Here is a 20,724-nt window from a genome sequence, read left to right as displayed (position 1 = left end):
CCTTCCACACAACACTGCGTTATCGCCGCCTTATTCCGACGCCCCTTCGACGCCAAATACCCCCATATCAGCAGGTCAACAACTATTCATGGCGGAATTTTCGACGCTGTACGCCGTCAGCGAACGCCCTTCCTGGCATGCCTATAGACCGGCCATCTTTGCATAGTTATTTTTTCAAACCGAGAACTTTTTGCTTTGCGAACATTACAGTGATGTACACCACTAAGAAGATATAAACCGCTCAAGTCGAGGCGCCACTCCGGGTTAGTTCCCCGGGGCACTACCAATAGGCGCAGACCCAAACGCCAACCCAAGGAGAGTTACCCAGAAATGAACGCAGCTGCAGCCGCCCAGCTAACGAAGCCCTCCCTCACTGAACAGATCGGAACCGCGGGCACGCTCCTAAAGGGCACTCTGCCGCTGTTCAAGTCCGGCGTTCTGGGTTCAATGAGTCCGATCGCCGCGTCCAAGGCATTGAAGGGCGTTATCCAGTGGAGCTTCCTCCCTGCTGGCCTGCTGGCCATCGGCGCTGCACGCGACCCCTACCACACCGCCATCATCGATGACGCTGGGTCGATGACCTACCAAGAGCTGCACGAACAATCCTCCACCCTGGCGCAAGCCCTGTTCCGCACCGGCGTCCGTGAACGCGATCGTATTGGCGTGCTGTGCCGCAACCACCGCGGCTTCATCCTTACCCTCTGCGCACACGGTCGGTTGGGTACAGACATTGTGCTGCTGAACACTGGGGCGTCCGCAAAACAGACCCAAGCCGTGCTACAGGAACAAAAGATCGACATCCTGTTTATCGACGAAGAGTTCCTCCCGCTACTACCGAAGGACTTCGACGCCTGCCCCGTGATCATCGCCTGGGAAGACGGCGACACGCTGGGGCTTTCCCGCGAGGCCGAGGCTGCGCTGAAGAAGCCTTCCAATATTCAGGACGCGATCGATAGCGGCGACTACGCCACCCGCAACGAAGACTGGAGCACCCTGCACGAGGTAGTGCGGACTACCCCGGAGAACCTGTCCATTCCCAGCCGCCCACGCCAAGGCCGCACCATCATCCTCACCTCCGGCACCACCGGCACACCGAAGGGCGCGCGCCGACCGGAACCGAAGACGTACATGCCGGCGTCGTCAATCATGAGCCGCATCCCGATGCGCCACCACCGCCCCTCCTTCCTCTCCGCGCCGATGTTCCACACCTGGGGATTCGCGCAGATTCAGCTGGCGCTCGCGCTGCGCAACACCATGATTATGCAGCGGCGATTCTCCCCCGAAGGGGCCGTGAAGCTGATCGAGAAGAACCGCCCGTACACCATCGCCATGGTGCCGACGATGCTGCGCCGCATGCTGGAAGTTGTGCCAGAGAACTTCAACTCGGGCACGAAGATCATTGCCACCTCCGGCGAGGCACTGCCGCCGAAGGTTGTGCGCGAGACCCAGGAGAAGTTCGGCGACGTGCTATACAACCTGTACGGGTCGACGGAGGTCAGCTGGGCTTCCATTGCCACCCCAGAGGAGCTGCGCAAGCACATCAACACGGCAGGTAAGCCGCCAATGGCGACAACGCTGAAGATTCTGGACGAGGATGGCAAGGAGCTGCCGGACGGCGAGATTGGACGCATCTTCGTGAAGAACGACATGCTGTTCGAGGGCTACACGCGCCCCGGCTCTGACAAGGAAATCATCGATGGCATGGTCGCTACCGGCGACCTGGGATACTACAACGAGGACGGGCTGCTGTTCATCTCTGGCCGCAGCGACGACATGATCGTTTCCGGTGGCGAGAACGTCTTCCCGCAGGAGACCGAGGACGTGGTGAACTCCATGGACTTCGTTGCCGAGTCCGCTGTGCGAGGCGTGGAGGATCCGGAGTTCGGCCAGGCACTGTGCGCGTGGGTCGTGCCGGAGGGCAAGAGCGCAGCCGAACTGACCGACGCCGAGAAGGCGGAATTCGAGGAGCAGGCGAAGCTGCAGGTCAAGGCTCACTTGGCTCGCCACAGTGTGCCGCGTTACTTCGTATACCTTGACAAGCTGCCCCGCAACGCGGTGGGCAAGGTGGTTCCGCGCGAGCTTCCGCAGCCCTAGTTGGGGTGAATGAGGCTGGCGCTTCGGCGGGCTGAGGGGCTGAGCCCTGCACCACCCCCTCCCGTTTCACCTTGCCCTCTCCCAAGACTGTAAATGTCGGAAAAGTTGCAGAACGTTATTGGGGATGATCGTTACTAAAACAAAAGCCCTGGTCAGCGAATCGCAGACCAAGGGTCAGGAATAGCAAGTCTGCAGTTTTGCAACTTTTCCGACATTTAGCAATACGTAAAGCCGGCAAGGGCTGTGGGCGTCATAAAACATGAATCACCAGAACAACACCAACCGAAACAACTTCCTCAAACAACAGCAAGGGTGACTGGCCGCAGCCAGTGCCCCACGGCGTGCGCAATAATGATTGGCATGAGCCAGATCAGCAGCACCAACAACAGCACCAACAGCAACATCAACCCCAACCCCAACATCAACCCCAGCCAACCCCTCCGTCCGCGCGTGCTGTCCATCGCCGGTACGGATCCGACGGGCGGGGCGGGCGCGCAGGCGGACCTGAAGTCCATCATGGCGGCGGGTGGCTACGGCATGTCCGTGATCACCGCGCTGGTCGCGCAGAATACGCAGGGTGTGCGCGAGATCCACACTCCCCCGCTGGATTTCCTCCGCGCGCAGCTCGATTCCGTCTTCGACGACGTCACCGTTGATGCTGTGAAGATCGGCATGCTCGGCGACACCCAGACCATCCAGACCATCCGCGATTACCTGCAGAACCACCAGGTCACGACGGTGCTGGACCCGGTGGCGGTGGCTTCCTCGGGCGATCGGCTGCTCACCGCGGACGCCGAGGACGCACTGCGGGACTTCGCTGCCGCTTCTTCGGTAGTGACGCCGAACCTCCCCGAGCTGGCACTCCTGACTAAGACTGACATTGCCAGCAGCGAGCAAGATGCCGTGGACATCGCCGCGAAGTGGGCGCGGGAAACCGACACCACCGTGATCGTGAAGCTGGGGCACCTGGCTGGGCCGGAGGCCGGAAACATTGCCGTGTCCCCGAACGGGCAGACGCATAAGGTCAGCTCCCCGCGCGTGGAAACAAAAAACACCCACGGCACGGGGTGTTCTTTGTCTTCCGCACTGGCCACCAGACTGGGCGCGGGAGATTCGCTAGAGGATGCGTTGGAATGGTCCACAAAATGGCTCAACGAGGCCATCGCCAATGCCGACAAGTTGCTAGTCGGTCAAGGCCATGGCCCCGTTGATCACTCGGTGCGCCTGTTCTAGGCAGGCTCTAGTGGGCTCTTACTTGAGTTCCTTGGAGGAAAGTCCCAGCTCACGGCGGGCGACGACCAGCTGCTGGATCTGCTGGGTGCCCTCGAAGATGTCCAGGATCTTGGAGTCGCGAGCCCACTTCTCCAGCAGGTCGCGCTCGGAGTAGCCGTAGGCACCGGCCATCTCGACTGCACGCAGGGTCAGGTCGGTGGCCATGCGGCCTGCCTTCGCCTTGCACTCGGAGGCTTCCTTGCTGTTCGGCTGCTTGTTGTCAGCCATCCAGCCTGCGCGCATCGTCATCAGGTATGCAGCTTCCCAGTCGCTCTCCAGGCGAATGTACTCGCTGGCGGCTGCGGGCTGGTTCCACGCGGGGGCGTCATAATCGATCTCTACACCTGCGTCGGTGAGGATCTCGCGCAGCTTCTCCAGGGAAGCGCGGGCAACACCGACGGCCATGGCGGCAACCATCGGGCGGGTGTTGTCGAAGGTGGCCATCACGCCGCCGAAGCCCTTCTTGGTGTCCACCTCCGGGGAGCCCAGCAGGTTCTCCTTCGGGATGCGGACGTTGTCCAGGATGAAGTGCGCGGTGTCGGAGGAGCGGATGCCCAGCTTGTGCTCCAGGCGGACCAGCTCGAAGCCCGGGGTGTCGCGCGGAACGACGAAGGACTTGATGGCCGCGCGGCCTGCGGACTTGTCGACGGATGCCCAGACGACAACGTGGGTGCAGCGCTCGCCGGCGGTGACGAAGATCTTCTCACCGTTCAGGACGTACTCGTCGCCATCCAGCTTGGCGGTGGCGGCAACTGCTGCAGAGTCAGAGCCGAACTGCGGCTCGGTGATGGCCATGGCGGCCCAGATCTTGCCGAAGCGCTCGAGCTGCTCGTCGTCGGCGACGGCAGCTACGGCTGCGTTGCCTAGACCCTGGTAGGGGATGGACAGGGTGAGTCCAACGTCGCCCCAGCAGGTCTCGATGACGTTGAGGATGGAGGCCATGTTGCCGCCATTCTTGACGCCCTCAGCCTTCTTCTTTTCATCGCCGCGGCCACCGGAGGCACCAGCCATTGCCTGGCCGGCGTCTGCCATGCCCTCGACCAGGCTAGCCATGGTGTCCAGTTCAACGGGGCGCTCGTGCTCCGCGAGGTCGTACTTGCGGGAGATGGGGCGGAAGATTTCGGCGGCGGCCTGGTGCGCTTGGTTCTGACCCGCCTTCAAACGCTTGGGGAGTTCCAGATTAATCATGTTGTGGTTCCTTCAAGTTCCTTGTGCTTATTCGATATCGATTCGAATGTGTGGCGGGGGTTAGACGACGACTACGCCTTCGGCGATGCCGACGGCGCGCATGTCGCGGTACCAGCGCTCGACCGGGTGCTCCTTGGTGAAGCCGTGGCCACCGAGCAGCTGCACGCCGTCGAGACCCATGACCATGCCCTTATCGGATGCGTAGCGGCGGGCAAGACCGGCTTCGCGGTTGAAGGACAGGCCCTGATCCAGGCGGGAAACACCGCGCAGCAGGATCAGGCGCAGGCCGTCGAGCTCAATGCGCAGGTTGGCGACCATGAAGGCCACTGCCTGGCGGTGGGAGATCGGCTCGCCGAAAGCTTCGCGCTCGTTGACGTACTTCTTGGTGTACTCCAGGATGGCCTCGCCGGTGCCGGCTGCCAGTGCAGCCCAGCCCAGGCGGGAGCGGCGGATGATCTCTGCGTAGTTTTCCTTGCGCTCGTCGGCCGGCAGATCCTTGCCGCCCAGCAGCTGGCTGGCCGGAACGCGGACGTCCTTCAGCAGGACTCGACCCAGGGCTGCGCCGCGCAGACCCATGGACGGGTCAGCCTCGACAACCAGGCCCTCGGTGTCGGACTCGACGATGACGAAGGTGTTCTCGCCGTCCAGGTTCACGGCGATGACGAACAGCTCGGCCTTGCCGGCGTTCGGAACCATGGTCTTCACACCGTTGATCACGATGTCGTCTCCCTCGCGGACGGCGGTGGTCTGCAGGGTGAAGGGGTCGAACAGCGGGCGGGACTCAGAGACGACCACAGCGGAGGCCGGGACGGACTCGCCTGCGAACTCCGGCAGGTAGGTCTTCTGCTGGGAGTCGTCACCGTAGTTAGTGATGACGTTGGCCACGCCGGCCGGTGCCAGGATGGCGACGGCCTGGCCCATGTCGCCGTATGCCAGAGCCTCGGCGATCAGAGCGTTGGTGGTAGCGCCGGAGGCGGAGGCAATGCCTTCGTACTCTTCCGGCAGGTTGATCAGGGCAACGCCCAGCTCAGCGGCAGCCTCCAGCAGGCCTTCGGCCGGCTCGGATGCTTCGTTCTGGTCGTGGCCGGTGGGGCGCAGGCGCTCTTCTGCGAACTCGCGCACAGCAGCGACGATCATTTCCTGATCCTCGGTCGGGGTCAGGTCGAACGGCGCCTTGCCCGGTGCCGGGGTTTCGGTCGGGATCGGCTGGTTGTTCTCGTCGGTGGTCTGGTTTGCCAGACGTACCGGTTTGCCGGAGCCCTTGATCTTCTTGAACTGGCGGTTCACGGCACCCAGGGTGCGCATGCCGGTCTTGGTGGACTGGTAGGCAACGCGGTCCACCTTCTTGCTCAGACCGTACTTCTCTGCCAGGTCGGAGCCTGTGAACTTCGTCAGGACTCCCATAACCGTGCCGATTGCATCTCGCTTGATGTTGTTCAGGCCAGGAGTTGAATCGGCACGCTTGCTTCGGTCGCTCATTTCGTGCGGCCACCTTTCACTGGTTGTCAGCGCAAATCAAATATCTGCATGTGCGGATAATTATGTATGTAGCGTAAACCACTCTAATGGCGCGCGTCACACTTTGGGGCAATTGGCGTCCTGAATTACACCCGAATACGAAAAAAGGTGCACGATTGTGCACCTTTTTGCGCTGAACGGCAACGCTAGTCGGGTGGTCGCCACGGGTACCACCCGAGGGGATCCCAAGGGACTGTATTAGTTACTAAGTAGGACGCTCGACTAGTTGTCGCGCTCCGGCTTCACAATCGGGAACAGCACGGTCTCGCGGATGCCCAGGCCGGTCAAGGCCATCAGCAGTCGGTCGATACCCATGCCAGTGCCGGCTGTCGGCGGCATGCCCTGCTCCATGGCAGCCAGGAAATCCTCGTCCAGACGCATTGCCTCGTCGTCACCATTGGCGGCCAGGCGTGCCTGATCCTCGAAACGCTCGCGCTGAATAACCGGATCCACCAGCTCGGAGTAGCCGGTGGCCAGCTCGAAGCCGCGGACGTACAGGTCCCACTTCTCCGTCACACCTGGCTTGCTGCGGTGCTGGCGGGTCAGCGGGGAGGTCTCGACCGGGAAGTTACGCACGAAGATGGGGCCTTCCAGCTGGTCCTCGCACAGGACCTCCCAGATTTCCTCCACCAGCTTGCCGTGGCCCCAGCCCCCCTTGGCGGGAACGTCCAGGCCAATGACCTTGGCGATCTCCTTCAGTTCCTCAACGGTGGAGTCGATCGTCACCTCCGGCTGGCCGGGGTACTTGCGCGCAAGTGCCTCGTTCAGCGAGGGGTACATCTCGATTTCCTTCCACTCCCCGCCGAAGTCGAACTCGGTGCCGTCGGCCAGGCGCACCTTGCCGGTACCCTCCAGGTCGGTGCCCTTGGTCAGCTGGTCCACGATGTACTGGATGGACTCGCGGGTGGTACGCGCGCAGTCGTCGTAGTCGCCCCATGCTGCATAGGTCTCCAGCATCGCAAACTCCGGGGAGTGGGACTTGTCCACGCCCTCGTTGCGGAAGTTGCGGTTGATCTCGAAGACGCGGTCGATGCCACCGACCACAGCGCGCTTCAGGAACAGCTCCGGCGCAATGCGCAGGTACAGGTCGATATCCAGGGCGTTGGAGTGGGTCACGAACGGACGGGCCGCCGCGCCACCGTGCAGGGTCTGCAGCATCGGGGTCTCGATCTCTACGAAGCCCTCGCCCTCCATGTAGTCACGCAGCGCGCGGATGACCTTCACGCGGGTCATTGCGTTCTTGCGGGCTTCCTCGCGCACGATCAGGTCGTTGTAGCGCTGGCGTACGCGGGTCTCTTCGTTCATCTCAGCGAAAGCCACCGGCAGCGGACGCAGAGACTTTGCTGCCATGACCCACTCGCTGGCCATCACGGACAGCTCGCCGCGACGGGAGGCGATCACGCGACCCGTCACGCCGATAAAGTCGCCGAGGTCCACGTCGGCCTTCCACGCAGCCAGCGCGTCCTCCCCTACCTCCGCCAGGGAAAGCATGGCCTGCAGCTGCGTGCCGTCGCCGTCCTGCAGCGTGGCGAAGCACAGTTTTCCGGTGTTACGCATGAAGATCAGGCGACCGGTCACGCTCACTACGTCCTGGGTTTCTTCGCCTGCGGCGAGGTAAGTGACGCCCTCTGTTTCAACCGGCTGCGCCTCAGCTTCACCGTCATCCTTCTTCACGGCCCACTGTGCGCGTACCTCGGCCAGGGAGTGGGTGCGTGGCACCTCTACCGGGTAGGCGTCCTTGCCGGATTCGAGGATGCGCTGCCGCTTTTCGCGGCGGATGCGTAGCTGTTCGGGCAGGTCTTGTGCGGGGGTATTTGCTGCGTCAGTCACGCTTACAAAGCCTAGCGCATGGGGCGGACAGGTAATCGATTGAGGCGTGCGAGACGCTCGAGGGTGTTAGCTTTAGGGAACATATGACGGATCGTTGCACGACGACCAATGCACGAAGTACACCGGACGAAGACACGAAGACTACGGAAGCACTCAAACATGTTTAGTTCACGCCCCGCTACTTTCACCCATAAGTACGCCCGCGCCACAGCTGCCTGCTTGGCAGCGGGCTCTTTGGTTTTCGCATCCAGCTGCTCCGCTTTTCAGCGCCCGGAAGGCGCCAGCGAAGAGGTTTCCTACGGGGGCAAGAAGGAAAACTCCGGCTCCAATAACAGTTTTTCCGACGTCTCCTCAGAGATCAGCGACGACAAGCTGCGGGAAATCTTCGCGGACGGCAAGTTCAGCGACTGCAAACTCGACCAAGCTTTCTTTGACAGCGCGTACGTGGATGGCGCGAAGATGATTCCGCTGGACTCTGCCGACGTGTACGTCAATTCAGAAACCTGCTCCGGCTATGTAAAGCCGCAGATCAGTGGCGATCAGCCCGATGAGCTCAAAGAAACTTCGATCTACACTGCACTGTCCGCCACCAAGAATGGCTCCAATCTCGACGATCTTCCCAATGGGGATGCTGAACGAAAGGAGCTATCCGACGATGGTCTTCAAGGATGGAAATCTGCCGAGGTAGTAAATGCGTGCATGCTTTCCGGCCCGGAGGGAACACCGTTGGAATATGCAGAGGTTATCTCCATGTCCGGTTGTGACCCGGTCAAGCCGCTGTTGCGCTCGCTGACTAACTTGGCAAACCGTTATCAGGAACTCGAGGGCAAGGAAGCGAACATTGGTGGCTCTAACGGCCCACTGGAAATCGGCGATCGCGTAGAGATCGACCTCGTTGATGGCGGCTACCTCGAGTCCCGCGACAAGGCCAAGCCTAAGGAAGAGTCGGTCACTGAAAAGGTGGGCGTCGGTAAGACAAAAATGAAGCTGATGAGCCTTGAGATTCTTACCGACAATCCGCAGGACTACGGCAAGGTTTGTGCCGAAGTGGAGTATGCCTACGAAGACGAGTCGCCACCGTTCCCTCCGACCGAGATAGGTCTACAGTCCCCTGACGGCGAATACCAGCTGATGAAGGTTGCTGGTAATACGGTGACTCCTTTGTCTGATGGCAAGGGCAGCCAGCGTTTCTGCTCGGAGGTTGGGTTGCGTTATAGCAACAGCGACTTCGTGATTATCGGATCGGACACACTCACGGCAACGGAAACGTCCCTTGAGGAAGAGGGAATGCCGCTGTGGCGCTTCCACGTGAAGCGCAACGACGAGGGAGAATTCGAGTTCAACTAGCCTTCCGGGTGGCGCGGGTTCTTGAGCCCCGAGCCGTCCGGCACGTGCGCCGGATCGCCGCCGAGCTCCACCTGCTTGTTGTCCTCGTCCACAAAGACCACGCGCGAGGCGTAGTTCTTCAGGTCTTCCTCGCTGTACTGGGCGTAGCCGATGATGATCACCAGGTCGCCGGGGCTAATCAGGCGCGCGGCAGCGCCGTTGATGCCGATCACTCCGGTACCCCGGTCACCGGTGATGGCGTAGGTCGTCAGGCGGTTGCCGTTATCGATATCGACGATATCGATCTGCTCGCCCTCGAGGATGTCGGCAGCTTCCATCAGATCAGCGTCGATGGTGCACGAGCCGACGTAGTGCAGGTCGGCCTGGGTGACCGTCGCACGGTGGATCTTTGATTTCAGCATGGTTCGCAACACGGGTGAACACCTTACTCGGGGCTATCCAAATATGCTATTTAGCTGTTCTTTTGCGCCCGGTCCCCGCGCACCGATACGGTGCGCGTCTCTTCGGCGTTCCGGTGTGCAACTTTTAAGCGTTCCGGTGCGCACCGTCGCTGGGCAGTGCCACCACGAACTCGGGCTCGTTGAAGCCCTTCTCCGCGAAAGCCTCAGCCACCGCTGTGGCCGTCGCCTCCACCTGATCCTCACGCAGCAGCGCAATCGCGGAGCCGCCGAACCCACCACCGGTCATGCGCGCACCTAGCGCGCCCTGGGCCATCGCAACATCCACCGCGGTATCCAGCTCCGGGACGGTGACCTCGTAGTCGTCGCGCAGGGAGGCGTGGCTGCCCTGCATCGAGCGCCCGAAAGCCTCCATGTCACCGGCGCTGACCTGCTTAATCGCCTCGGCCGTGCGGGCGATCTCGCTTACCACGTGGCGCACGCGGGCGGCCACCTCTACCGGATCCACGTCGTTGGCCTTGGCCCATCCCACGGAGGCATCCTCGGCCTCCTCGGCGAAGCGCAGGCTGCTGACCCCCAGGTCGGCTGTCACTCCGTCGATCACCGCGCGTCGCGCAGCATACTGCCCGTCGTTCAGCTGGTGCGGAGCGTTCGTGTTCATTATGAGGATCGCCAGCCCCCGCGCCGCGATGTCGAAGGGCACTTGGGTGGCACTGTCTTCGGCGAAGTCGATGGCCAGCGCGTGGCTGGCCTGGCCAAACAGCGAAATACGCTGGTCGAGGCCGCCCGTTGAGGCGCCGACGACCTCGTTCTCTGCTCTTATGGACGCCCCCATGAGCCCGTTGCGGACCGCATCATCAAGGGTCGCGCCGCCGTATAGGTCGAAGGCCGCCAGAGCCGCCGAGCATTCCAGAGCCGCGGAGCTGGACAACCCCGCGCCGACGGGAACGTCGGATTCGATGGCGAGGTTCAGGCCACCGGCGGGCATCAGCCCGGCCTCGGTGGCCGCCCAAATCGCGCCGACGGCGTAGCCCGCCCAGTTGGCGGGGTTGCCGGGACCAACCTCGGCGACAGGGATCTCGAAGTGGACGATCTCCGCGGGGTCGCCGAAGCGGGAGGCCACGCGGTACACGCCGTCGTCGTTCTTGGCAGCAGCTACGTAGGTGCGCTGGGACAGTGCGAAGGGCAGGCTAATGCCATCGGCATAGTCGACGTGCTCGCCGATGAGGTTCACGCGCCCCGGCGCGGACCACACGCCTGCGGGTTCATAGCCGTAGACCTGCTGGAATAGGGAGCGCGCATCGGCAGCACCCTGCTCCTCGGAGCGGGTCTGCAGCCACCGCGGAGTACCAGCGTTCTGTGCTGCGTTGGTTTGGCTAGTTGGCATTGTCGGCGACCTCCCGGAAGCGCTCGGCGATTCGTTCTGGGGTGGTATCGGAGATCCAGGCCTCCTGGCCCGACTCGCTACCGGCCAGGAACTTCATGCGCCCCGGAGAGCGCATCATCGAATACAGCTGCAAGTACAAGCGACCGTCCTCGCGCCCCTCCCCCACCGGCGCCTGGTTCCAGGCCGCAATATAGGGGGTGCGTTCCACACCGTCGAAAAAGCGGTCCATTCGCCCCAGCAGATCCAGGTAGAAGCGGGTCAGCTCATCCTTCTCTTCGTCGGATAGCGCCGCGAAGTCCGGCACCGCCCGGTTGGCCATGAGGATGACCTCCACCGGCCACTTGGCTGCAGCCGGCACATAGGCTGTGAAGTGCTCGCCGGCCAAGAGTATGCGGGTGCCGGATTCTTTTTCGGCGGACAAGGTGGCGTCAAAAAGATCCTTACCAGTGCTTTCCCTAAACGCCCGAGCGCGTGCAGCTACCTCGGCGGCGCGCGGCGGGAGGAAAGGATAGGAGTAAATCTGGCCGTGCGGATGCTGCAAGGTCACGCCGATCTCCTTGCCGCGGTTTTCGAAGGGGAACACATAGCGGATGCCTTCGATGGCGGAAAGTTCAGCGGTGCGGTGGGCCCAGGCCTCGACGACGGTGCGGGCGCGCTCGTATGGCAGATCCCTAAACGAGGCGTCCACGTCCGGAGTGAAGCAGACAACCTCGCAGCGGCCGATGGCGGGCCTGCGGGGAAACAGTTCCTGGCCGTCGACGTGGGCGGCGAAATCCTCCGGCACCTCCATGTGCACTGACAGGGAGGGGAAGCGGTTTTCGAAGACCACGACGTCGTAATCGTCGGCGGGTACCTCGGTGGGCAGCTCACCGGGCTTGGTGGGAGCCAGCGGGTTCTCGTTGGCCGGGGGCATGAACGTGCGGTTCATGCGGTGCGCGGCGTAGACATACCACTGGCCGGTCAGGGGGTCCTGGCGCATCTCGGATTCCGTGGTAGCCTGCGGCAGGTCGCGGGAATCGTGCAGCTCGCGCTGCTTCTCGCCACGGACATAAGCCGGCTCGTCGTCGAAGTACAGCAGCTCGCGGCCGTCGGCCAGCGTGGTTCGGGTTACTTTGACATCGTGCTGCACGGCGTAAATCACTTCCTTAAGTAGGGCGCCCAAGGACGCGTGAAGTAAAGCGCCCGCCTCCTTTAGGGAAAAGGGGCGGGCTCTAGCATGTAGTTCTCGAACGTGTGTTACTCAGCTTGAACGTCTTGTGCGGCAGATTCGTCGATCTTGATGGGATCCAGTTTGGTCCACAGCAAGAAGACCGCCGCCACGGCGATCATGGCAAGCCCGCACACCAGGTTATACGTTTCATTCTTCGGCTCGCCGGTGGTCACATCCATACCCGGATCAAGCAGGAAGTAGCTGATCAAGAGCACTAGTCCGTACAGGCCCATGAGGGAACCGATGACGTTGCGGATGTCGAAAGCGCCGGCCATGTGGGAACGCTTGGAAGTCTTAGAGACCTTTGCTTCGGTGTTGTTAGCCATTGTGTCCGTTCACTCCTTTCTGGAATCTTAACTGCGCTTAGGCGAACACGATGTTGAGGACAGTCACCAGAACCAGGCACAGAATGCCCAGCGGGACGGTGCGGCGGTACCACGGCAGGGTGGCCTCTGCGGCGTCCGTGAGGTTCTCCTTCGGGGTGACGGACTTGACGAAGCCCACCAGCTCCTCGTCCGGCTTTGGCTTAGTGACCAAGGAGACCAGAACGGAGACCACAATGTCCGTGACGAAGGCCAGGGAGGCTGCGACGAAGGCCGTGCCCTGTCCCGGCAGGTTGAAGAAGCCAGCGTCGGTGCTGCCGAAGGTCGCTACAACCCAGTAGGCAATCGCGACACCCGTACCGGAAACCAGGCCGACCCAACCTGCGGTGGGCGTCATACGCTTCCAGAACATACCCAAGATGAAGGTGGCGAACAGCGGCGCGTTGAAGAAGCCGAACAGCGTCTGCAGGTAGTCCATGACATTGCCGAAGTTGGAGGCCAACAGGGCGGTGAACACGGCAATGACGGTGGCGCCGACGGTGGCCACGCGGCCGACCTTCAGGTAGTACTCGTCGTCGCGATCCTTAACGATGTAGGACTGCCAGATGTCGAAGGAGAACACGGTGTTGAACGCCGAGATGTTCGCCGCCATACCGGCCATGAACGCAGCCAGGAGACCAGCGATAGCCACGCCCAGCAGGCCGTTCGGCAGCAGATCGCGCATCAGGTACAGGATCGCATCATTCGGTTCCGCCGAACCATCCATGATCGGGGTGACCGTCGCACCGGCGACCATGCCGGGGATGACCACCAGGAAGGGGATGAACATCTTCGGGAATGCACCGATGATCGGGGTCTTACGCGCTGCGGACAGCGAGTCGGCTGCCATGGAGCGCTGCACCTCCACGAAGTTGGTGGTCCAGTAGCCGAAGGACAGCACGAAGCCCAGGCCGAAGACCAAGCCAATCGCCGAGACGATCGGGTTTTCGAAGCCCGAGATCTCGGTGCCCGGCCAGGTGTGGAAGTGCGAGGAATCCGCAACCTTTGCCTGTAGGCCAGACCAACCGCCGACCTGGTGCAGGCCGATCATGGTCAGCGGCAGCAGGGCAGCAATAATCACGAAGAACTGCAGCACCTCGTTGTAGATGGCGGCGGACAGGCCACCGAGGGTGATATAGGACAGCACGATCGCTGCGGCGACAACCAGGGTGACCCACAGCGGCCAGCCCAGCAGGGAGTTAACGACCTTGGCCAGCAGCAGCAGGTTCACGCCGGCGATCAGCAGCTGGGCGACGGCGAAGGAAATGCCGTTGACCAGGTGCGCACCGTTGCCGAAGCGGCGCTGCATGAACTCCGGCACGGAACGCACCTTGGAGCCGTAGTAGAAGGGCATCATCACGATGCCGAGGAAGACCATAGCCGGGATCGCGCCGATCCAGAAGTAGTGCATGGTCTCGAATCCGTACTGCACGCCGTTGGCCGAGTGGCCCACGATTTCTACGGCGCCCAGGTTGGCGGAGATGAAGGCCAGGCCCGTCACCCACGCGGGTAGGGAGCGGCCGGAGAGGAAGAAGTCAATTGAGCTGGACACCTTGGACTTAGCTGCCCAACCGATACCTAGGACGAAAGCGAAGTATAGCGCGACCAGCGCGTAGTCTACCCAGCTCGCGTCCAAACGTAGTCCTTCAGCTGTCATAGCTGCGAACCTCCAGGAACGTCGCGTCCCCGTCCCAGGCACCAATCGTCGTTATTCTCAACTACCAGCGACGAGAACTATTGGATATTTTATACATTCCCGATTCTAACGCCGATAGGGGTGCTAAAGGAAATCTTTTTCACGCGGCGCAAAAGAAATCCCACATTCGAACCTGCGCTCCTCCCCCGCCTGCAGGCGAATGAGGTCTTTACCGGAGCGTAGAGCGTCCGGCGGGCACGTCATCGGCTCGACGGCAAGGGCTCGGCCCACGCCGGGGTAGCCCTCACGGCGAGCCGGGTCGGCGGTGAACACCTGGAACCACTTAAAGCCCTCTCCCACCCATAGGTGCACGCCCTCCCCGTCCGGGTTGAGCAAGCGTGCGTCGGCATAGCCGTCGGCAGCGTCAAAAGCCTTCATTGCCGAGCCAAGGCAGCCGAACGACCTATGGTCCTCCGGCATCGGGCCGAAGCAGTGGTCCAGCCACACCCCGGCCATCCGCTGGCCGGTTTCCAGATCCGGGAGCACCCAGCAAGCCGGAATCTCCGGGCCGGCGGGCAGGTTACGCACCGAGTCCAGCGGCAGGTTGGCATCGGCGGAAAGGTGTAGCACACAATCGTCCAGCGGAGCTCCCAGGGCGCTTAGGTATGGGTGCCATCCCAGTCCGAAGGGGCAGGAAGCATCGCCCGTGTTGCGGACGGCGAAGGTGGCGCGCAGCCCCTCATTCGCGTCGAGAGCCCACGTCACCCGCATGTACAGCGGCCACGGCCACCCCTGGCGCAGGCCAGTAGACAGCTCCAGGGCCACGAAGTCCTCGCCCTGGTCGGCGACGTTCCAGGCCATCTGGCCCACGAATCCGTGGATCGCCGTAGCACGGGCCGGCTCCGTAATGTCCAACCGGTGCAGCACGCCGTCGTGGGCGAAGACCCCGTCGGCGGTGCGGTTCGGCCACGGCGCCAGGACGATGCCGGAGGACAATGGCGGGTAGGCACCCTCTGGGTAGGAAACCGCCAGGGGTTTGCCGGAGTATTCCAGACTGCGCAGTCCACCGCCGAAGGTGGAGATGCTGGCGCGATACTCCCCCGCGGAGAGCTCCACGAAGGGGTGGGAGTGGCGCTTCAGGGTGTCTAGTTCGTCGCTCATTGTTCTACTCACCTGAGTTTTCGGGGGCTGCGCTGCCCTCACCGCCGTTGGCGCCTGCGCTGCCCTCATCCAGCCCCTTGAAGCCGGTGCCCAGCGGCACGCCCACGTTGTCGATCAGGCGCGTGGTCCCCACGCGCGCCGCCACCAGCAGACGCGCCTCGCCGTGCTCCGGGCAGTCGGAAAGGTCCGTACCGCGCAGCTCAAGATAGTCGACGTCCACGCCGGAGGCGGCGTCCAGAATAGATCCGGCGGTCTGCAGAACCGCCGCAGGACCCTGCTCGGCAACGAAGGCACCGGCGGTCAGGGCGGCGGACAGGGTGAGGGCCAGCTCGCGCTCCTCCTCGGACAGGTAAACGTTGCGGGAGGACTTCGCCAGGCCGTCGGCCTCGCGCACGATCGGCACACCGTGGACCTGCACCTCCATGTTCAAGTCCGTAACCATCTGCTGGATCAGCAACAGCTGCTGGTAATCCTTTTCGCCGAAGAAGGCATGGTCGCAATGAGTGATGGTGAAAAGCTTGTTCACGACCGTCAGTACGCCCGCGAAGTGGGTCGGGCGGTGGGCGCCTTCCAGGACGCGGCCGGCCTCGCCCGGGTGGATCGTCGTGCGCGGACCGTTGGGGTACATCTCGCGCGGGCTGGGGGCGAAGACGGCGTCCACGCCCGCGGCCTTCAGCTTTTCCACGTCCGCATCCAGAGTGCGCGGGTAGGCATCCAGATCCTCGCCTTCCGCGAACTGCAGAGGGTTCACGAAGATACTGACCACGACCAGCGCGCCCGGGATCTGCTGCGCAGCCTGCACCAGCGACAGGTGACCTTCGTGCAGCGCGCCCATCGTGGGCACCAGCACCACGGGACGACCCGCTTTACGCATCGCGCGGGTCAGCTGCCCGATCGCCTTGATTTCGGTGAAAACCTCTGCCTGGCCAGGTGTGAACGTCATGGTTCTTACTCTAGATCTAGCAGTCTTTCGACCTCAATAGCCCCTGCCTTTAGCGCGGTGCGGCGGGCCATCGCCGTGTAGGCGGCATCGCTGGACTGGCCGTGGCCGGTGGCTTCTTCGGCCGAGTCTCCTAGCTCCCGCAGCGCGGCCAGGTGGCGCATCACTGCGGCCGCATCGTCCCGAGCAACAGGTCCGGTGAGCCCATCCATACGCTTGTCCAGCGCATTATCCACCGCGGCGTGGGCGATGCGGCGCAACAGCAGGGCACTGTCGGGGCTCTCCCCCGGCGCGTCGACCACGCGGTCCAGGATCTCCTGCGCATCTGTCAGCAAAGTCACCAGGTGGTTCGCCGCATGCGCCATGGCTGCGTGATAGGCCGCCCGGTGGTGTTCCGGGATGGCTACGGGCACTCCGCCCAGGCTGGCCACCAGCGTCTGTGCCACCACGTCACCGACCTCGGAATCGCTGGTCACACCCCATGCGCATCCATCCAGCCGTTCGCTGTCTGCCGGCGTTCCTGTGAAGGTCATCGCTGGGTGCAGCGCCAGTGGTAGCGCGCCGGTATCGGTAATCGGCTGCAGGATATCGCAGCCGAACGCACCGGATACGTGCGCGACGATCTGCCCGTCGCGCGTGTGCTGCGCCACCTTCTCGATCACATCGGGCAGCTTCGGATCCGGCACCGCCAGCACCACCAGCGCGGCCTGTGCGGTGCTGCTCAGGCTGGTCTGTGGGATGTTCGGGATTCTTTTTGACGCCAACTTTTCCGAACGTGCCGAATGCACGTACACGCCATGTACGTGATGGCCGGCGCGTCCGAAGGCCTCTGCAAGGGCCACCCCCACTGCCCCGGCAGAGATAATGCCGACGGACAGGCGCGGTTGTTGGATATCCATTCCCATCATGCGTAGGTGTCTCTGGGTAGTCGCTTTGAAAGAGCTCTTTAGGAAGGGGGTTACTTCTGGAAACGCTTCATCAGCTCGGCGACGGTGAGGCCGTCTTCCTTTTCATCGGCGCGACGGCGACCGTGGGGCGCCTCCGGCTCCCCGGCCTGCGGATCCTGACCCGCTGCCTGGGAAGCCGGGTTGGCGGTGTGGGTGCGGCCGGAGCGCACAGCCTCGGCGCTGGGCATCTGCGCGCGACGCTTCTGGGCGGGGGCAGGCTGAGGGCTCTGAGCTTCTACGCCCTTGGTTTCGGCGTGCTTAGTTCCAGAGTGTTTAGCCTCGTTCATGGCCGTGGTATCCACAACCAGCGGCAGCTGGGAGGTTTCCTCGGAATCCTGGCCACCCCACTTCACCGCGGCGAAAGTGCCGGTGTTGAACTTCGGCTTGCTGCGGTGCTGCCCCTGGCGCGACTGCGCCTGCTGAGCCTGTTGAGCCTGCTGCGCGCGAGCGTTCTGCCCGGCGCGCGCTGCCTCCTGAGTGCGCACACCCTGCTGGCTACCGTGGCCACTGCCCTGCCCCAACTCGTGCACGCGCTCGGCGGTTGCGCGCACGGCGCGCTGCTCGCCTTCGTCGAAGCTCTGGCCGGTCAGCGCCGCCAGCTGCTGGCGCATGTGCGCCAACTCCGCACGTAGCTCGTCCAGGTGCTTATCACGCTGATCCTGCGCCTGCTTCGCCTCGGCAGCGTACTTCGCCTTTGCATCTGCCTCGCGCTTGTCCAGCTGTGCGCGCTCGTGCTCCAGTTGGGACTGGTAGTAGCTCTCCTGGTTCTCCGCCTGCTCGCGTGCGAGCTTCAGCGCATCCGAGTAACGCAGAACCAGCACTACGCCGAAGAACGCCGCCCACAGTGCAGCGATCAGCGCGACCTTCAGCCAGCCATCGGAATCCATGAAGAGCATCAGCACGCTAGCCAAAAGGGCCAGCACCACCAGGCCAAACATCAGGAAGCGGGAGAACCCGGAGGGTTCGTTCGCAGCAACCGGCGAGCCGTTAAAGTCCGCCGCCTGGCCTTCGTATCGATCCTCATACCCCAGGGCATCCATGTCCTGATTCCCATCGAAAGGCTGCGACTGCGGCTGGTGAGACTGCTGTGGCTTAGGAGACTGCTGGAAGCTCATGATCAACACACTACCCAACGTCAAGGCCATTAGCTGTGAATGGCGCATCCGGCGGTGGCGCTTCGCAACTGCGCTCCAGCCAGATTCCCGCCACCACGGCAGCCAAAGACCCCAAAACGCCAGAGATCACGCCCGGCAGATCAGCCTCTGCGGCCATAAGGCGCCCCGCGTTCGGCACGATGTACAACCCCGCCCCGGCGAACAGCCCGAGGAACACCGCACCAGCCCACGCAGTGGCCTGCCCCAACGCCAGCCACTGGGCTATCGTCGTCGGTTGAATCTGCGAGCGATCCATCCCCACCCCGTTGTCGCCAATCCGCTTGCGAATCACCCATCCGGCTACCGCGCACACGATGGCGAACAGCCACAGCAGGACGGAACCGGTGGTCTTGATCGGGGGCATGCTGCCGTAGAAACTCAGCACACTCACCCACCCGATGAGGGCGCACACAACCGCTACCGCAGCGATCGCCGAAATTTTCGTGCGCTTCAGCGGGCCCATTGGTTGCCTTCCTATCCTTCGCCAGCCGGGACGATGGCTTTCCGCTCCGCCGGATCGACCTCGTCCAGCCATTCCATGATGCCTCGCCCGCCCAAGGTACACCAGGGTTCGCGAGCCAACTCCAGGTCGCTCAGGGGCACCAACACAAATGCCCGCTCGTGGGCGTAGGGGTGCGGAATGACCAGCTCAAACCCCCACTTGCCCTGGGATTGGAGGGGCTGGGACTGGGCGTCAAAACCAAAAAGAATATCGACATCGACCGTCCGCGGACCCCACCGGACCTCACGCACCCGACCAGCCACGGCCTCGGCAAATTGGCAGTGGTGCAGCAGCGCCAGTGGATCCAGCGACGTGCGCACGGCCACGACGGAATTGCGGAACTCCTGCTGCTCCACCCCACCCCACGGCGGGGTCGCGAAGATCCGCGACTTCTCCACGATCTCGATGGCCGGGTGCATGGCCAGCAGCTCGTAGGCGCGCTCGATCTGCGCGGTGGGGCTGCCGACGTCGCCCGGCATGTTCGATCCAATCCCGAGGAATACGGTGATCATCGCTTGGACCTCCTGGCTACCACGCGCACGTCGGCGAACGGGTGGGCGATCGGCGCTTCCGGCTTGTGCACTGTCACCTCAACGGCGTAGACCCCGCCGAGCTCTGCGATCTCGTCGGCGATGCGGGAGGCCAGCGTTTCGATCAGGTCGTGGCTCTGTGGCTGGCTCTGCTGGCTCTGCGCACCCTGTGTGCCCTGTGCACCCTTGCCTTCGACGGCGTTGACCGCAATGTCGGCCAACTGCACGTAGTTAATCGTGTCTTCCAGCGCATCGGAATCGGCGGCGGCCCGGAAATCCGTCCACACCACCATGTCTACGATGAACTTCTGGCCTGCGTCTTTCTCCTGCGAAAACACGCCGTGGTGGCCGAATGCCTCCACGCCGATGAGCTCGATGCGGTCAGCCACGTCGTGCCCTCCAATGCTCGTCGATGTCGGGGCCGCGTCCGGTGGCCATTGCGTATGCCACGTCGACGGCAGCCCGTGTCGGAGCTACCTTATGCACCCGCACCGCCCAGGCGCCAACTGCCGCTGCCAGCGCGGAGGTAGCGGCCGTCGCATCGTCCGCCGATTCCGGGGTTCCGGGCTGGCCGTCGCTGGCCGGACGCAGCGCAGTCAGGAAGCGTTTGCGCGACGTGCCGATCAGCACCGGATACCCCATCTGCACCAGCCGTTCGGTCGCACCAAGTAGCTGCCAGTTTTCCTGCGGGGTCTTCGCAAAACCGATGCCGGGGTCTAGGTAGATCTGTTTCTTCTGGACGCCTACCGCCTCCGCCGCCTCGATCCGCTGCTCTAGCCAGCGGATGACGTGGCCGACGATATCCTCGCCGTGGTCGTGATAGCCCTCGGCACCGGCGAAATCGGCTGCGTTTCCCTTGTTCCAGTGCATGAGGATGATCGGCAGACCGGATTCCGCGGCCAACGGCAGCATCCCTGGATCCGCCAGGCCGCCGGAGACGTCGTTGATATAAGAGACGCCCGCTTTCCAGGCCGCCCGTGCCGTTGATGCCCGCATTGTGTCGATGCTGGTGGCGATTCCCCGCCGGGAAAGCTCCTCGATGACGGGGGTGACGCGGGCGGCTTCAACGGCCGGATCCACGCGGGTCGCACCCGGGCGGGTGGATTCCCCGCCGACGTCGATGATGTCCGCACCGTCGGCGATCATGGCCTCCGCGTGGGCCAGCGCGGCTTCGGTGCTGGGGTAGGCTCCGCCGTCAGAGAAGGAATCCTCGGTGACGTTGAGGATGCCCATGACCAGCGTCCGCTG

General features: G+C 63.1%; 19 protein-coding genes. 3 read left to right on the top strand and 16 right to left on the bottom strand.

Annotated features, from left to right (window positions below; translation table 11 throughout):
• Positions 1 to 330 precede the first annotated feature (330 nt).
• Complete coding sequence (locus HMPREF2678_RS02095; protein ID WP_070550643.1) at positions 331 to 2,094, top strand: AMP-binding protein; 1,764 nt, start codon at positions 331 to 333, stop codon at positions 2,092 to 2,094.
• A 360-nt stretch (positions 2,095 to 2,454) separates the two neighbouring features.
• A complete protein-coding gene (thiD, locus tag HMPREF2678_RS02090) occupies positions 2,455 to 3,327 on the top strand; it encodes a bifunctional hydroxymethylpyrimidine kinase/phosphomethylpyrimidine kinase (protein WP_246817860.1) in 873 nt (290 codons plus the stop codon).
• Between the two features lie 18 nt (positions 3,328 to 3,345).
• Here the strand turns inward: thiD and HMPREF2678_RS02085 are convergent, their stop codons facing one another.
• From HMPREF2678_RS02085 to lysS, 3 genes are all read right to left on the bottom strand, one after another.
• On the bottom strand, positions 3,346 to 4,554 hold the full coding sequence (locus HMPREF2678_RS02085) for an acyl-CoA dehydrogenase family protein (RefSeq protein WP_043012600.1): 1,209 nt from the start codon (positions 4,552 to 4,554) through the stop codon (positions 3,346 to 3,348).
• A 60-nt stretch (positions 4,555 to 4,614) separates the two neighbouring features.
• Positions 4,615 to 6,033: an acyl-CoA dehydrogenase family protein gene (locus tag HMPREF2678_RS02080; RefSeq protein WP_070550642.1), complete on the bottom strand. Its 1,419-nt coding sequence runs from the start codon at positions 6,031 to 6,033 to the stop codon at positions 4,615 to 4,617.
• Between the two features lie 261 nt (positions 6,034 to 6,294).
• A complete protein-coding gene (lysS, locus tag HMPREF2678_RS02075; RefSeq protein ID WP_043014567.1) occupies positions 6,295 to 7,902 on the bottom strand; it encodes a lysine--tRNA ligase in 1,608 nt (535 codons plus the stop codon).
• A gap of 159 nt (positions 7,903 to 8,061) precedes the next feature.
• Here lysS and HMPREF2678_RS02070 point away from each other — a divergent pair, with 159 nt between their 5' ends.
• The gene (locus HMPREF2678_RS02070; RefSeq protein WP_035007522.1) at positions 8,062 to 9,249 is read left to right on the top strand and encodes a hypothetical protein; all 1,188 of its coding nucleotides are present in this window, start codon (positions 8,062 to 8,064) and stop codon (positions 9,247 to 9,249) included.
• Here the strand turns inward: HMPREF2678_RS02070 and panD are convergent.
• The 13 genes from panD to folP form a co-directional block, all read right to left on the bottom strand.
• Positions 9,246 to 9,662, bottom strand: a complete 417-nt coding sequence (gene panD / locus HMPREF2678_RS02065) for an aspartate 1-decarboxylase (protein WP_035007523.1) — start codon at positions 9,660 to 9,662, stop codon at positions 9,246 to 9,248. The two genes, HMPREF2678_RS02070 and panD, sit on opposite strands and share 4 nt — an antisense overlap.
• Before the next feature lie 112 nt (positions 9,663 to 9,774).
• Positions 9,775 to 11,034, bottom strand: a complete 1,260-nt coding sequence (galK, locus tag HMPREF2678_RS02060) for a galactokinase (RefSeq protein ID WP_070550641.1) — start codon at positions 11,032 to 11,034, stop codon at positions 9,775 to 9,777.
• On the bottom strand, positions 11,024 to 12,175 hold the full coding sequence (galT, locus tag HMPREF2678_RS02055) for a galactose-1-phosphate uridylyltransferase (protein ID WP_070550665.1): 1,152 nt from the start codon (positions 12,173 to 12,175) through the stop codon (positions 11,024 to 11,026). The genes galK and galT overlap by 11 nt, the downstream gene beginning before the upstream one ends.
• Before the next feature lie 95 nt (positions 12,176 to 12,270).
• On the bottom strand, positions 12,271 to 12,570 hold the full coding sequence (locus HMPREF2678_RS02050; protein ID WP_034969127.1) for a hypothetical protein: 300 nt from the start codon (positions 12,568 to 12,570) through the stop codon (positions 12,271 to 12,273).
• 37 nt (positions 12,571 to 12,607) lie between these two features.
• Positions 12,608 to 14,263 (bottom strand): sodium:solute symporter family protein, encoded by a 1,656-nt coding sequence (locus HMPREF2678_RS02045; RefSeq protein WP_070550640.1) that lies wholly within the window; start codon positions 14,261 to 14,263, stop codon positions 12,608 to 12,610.
• 123 nt (positions 14,264 to 14,386) lie between these two features.
• Complete coding sequence (locus HMPREF2678_RS02040; RefSeq protein ID WP_070550639.1) at positions 14,387 to 15,403, bottom strand: aldose 1-epimerase family protein; 1,017 nt, start codon at positions 15,401 to 15,403, stop codon at positions 14,387 to 14,389.
• A gap of 4 nt (positions 15,404 to 15,407) precedes the next feature.
• Complete coding sequence (gene panC / locus HMPREF2678_RS02035; RefSeq protein ID WP_070550638.1) at positions 15,408 to 16,346, bottom strand: pantoate--beta-alanine ligase; 939 nt, start codon at positions 16,344 to 16,346, stop codon at positions 15,408 to 15,410.
• Positions 16,347 to 16,351: 5 nt separating this feature from the next.
• Positions 16,352 to 17,248 carry a Rossmann-like and DUF2520 domain-containing protein gene (locus tag HMPREF2678_RS02030; protein WP_141746999.1) on the bottom strand — a complete coding sequence of 299 codons (897 nt, stop codon included), beginning with the start codon at positions 17,246 to 17,248 and terminating at the stop codon, positions 16,352 to 16,354.
• A gap of 53 nt (positions 17,249 to 17,301) precedes the next feature.
• Entirely contained in the window at positions 17,302 to 18,405 is a 1,104-nt protein-coding gene (locus HMPREF2678_RS02025) for an MrpF/PhaF family protein (protein WP_070550664.1), read from the bottom strand.
• Between the two features lie 10 nt (positions 18,406 to 18,415).
• The gene (locus HMPREF2678_RS02020; protein WP_070550637.1) at positions 18,416 to 18,907 is read right to left on the bottom strand and encodes a DUF3180 domain-containing protein; all 492 of its coding nucleotides are present in this window, start codon (positions 18,905 to 18,907) and stop codon (positions 18,416 to 18,418) included.
• 11 nt (positions 18,908 to 18,918) lie between these two features.
• Positions 18,919 to 19,458, bottom strand: a complete 540-nt coding sequence (folK, locus tag HMPREF2678_RS02015) for a 2-amino-4-hydroxy-6-hydroxymethyldihydropteridine diphosphokinase (RefSeq protein WP_035002681.1) — start codon at positions 19,456 to 19,458, stop codon at positions 18,919 to 18,921.
• Positions 19,455 to 19,865 (bottom strand): dihydroneopterin aldolase, encoded by a 411-nt coding sequence (locus HMPREF2678_RS02010; protein ID WP_034971758.1) that lies wholly within the window; start codon positions 19,863 to 19,865, stop codon positions 19,455 to 19,457. Before HMPREF2678_RS02010 ends, folK begins: the two co-directional genes overlap by 4 nt.
• The gene (gene folP, locus HMPREF2678_RS02005) at positions 19,858 to 20,709 is read right to left on the bottom strand and encodes a dihydropteroate synthase (RefSeq protein ID WP_034971882.1); all 852 of its coding nucleotides are present in this window, start codon (positions 20,707 to 20,709) and stop codon (positions 19,858 to 19,860) included. The genes HMPREF2678_RS02010 and folP overlap by 8 nt, the downstream gene beginning before the upstream one ends.
• Between the last annotated feature and the right edge of the window lie 15 nt (positions 20,710 to 20,724).

Origin of the sequence: Corynebacterium sp. HMSC058E07, from assembly GCF_001809885.1 — a bacterium.
In the GTDB taxonomy this organism is placed as follows: domain Bacteria; phylum Actinomycetota; class Actinomycetes; order Mycobacteriales; family Mycobacteriaceae; genus Corynebacterium; species Corynebacterium macclintockiae.
This window is presented reverse-complemented; position numbering and strand designations above follow the sequence as displayed.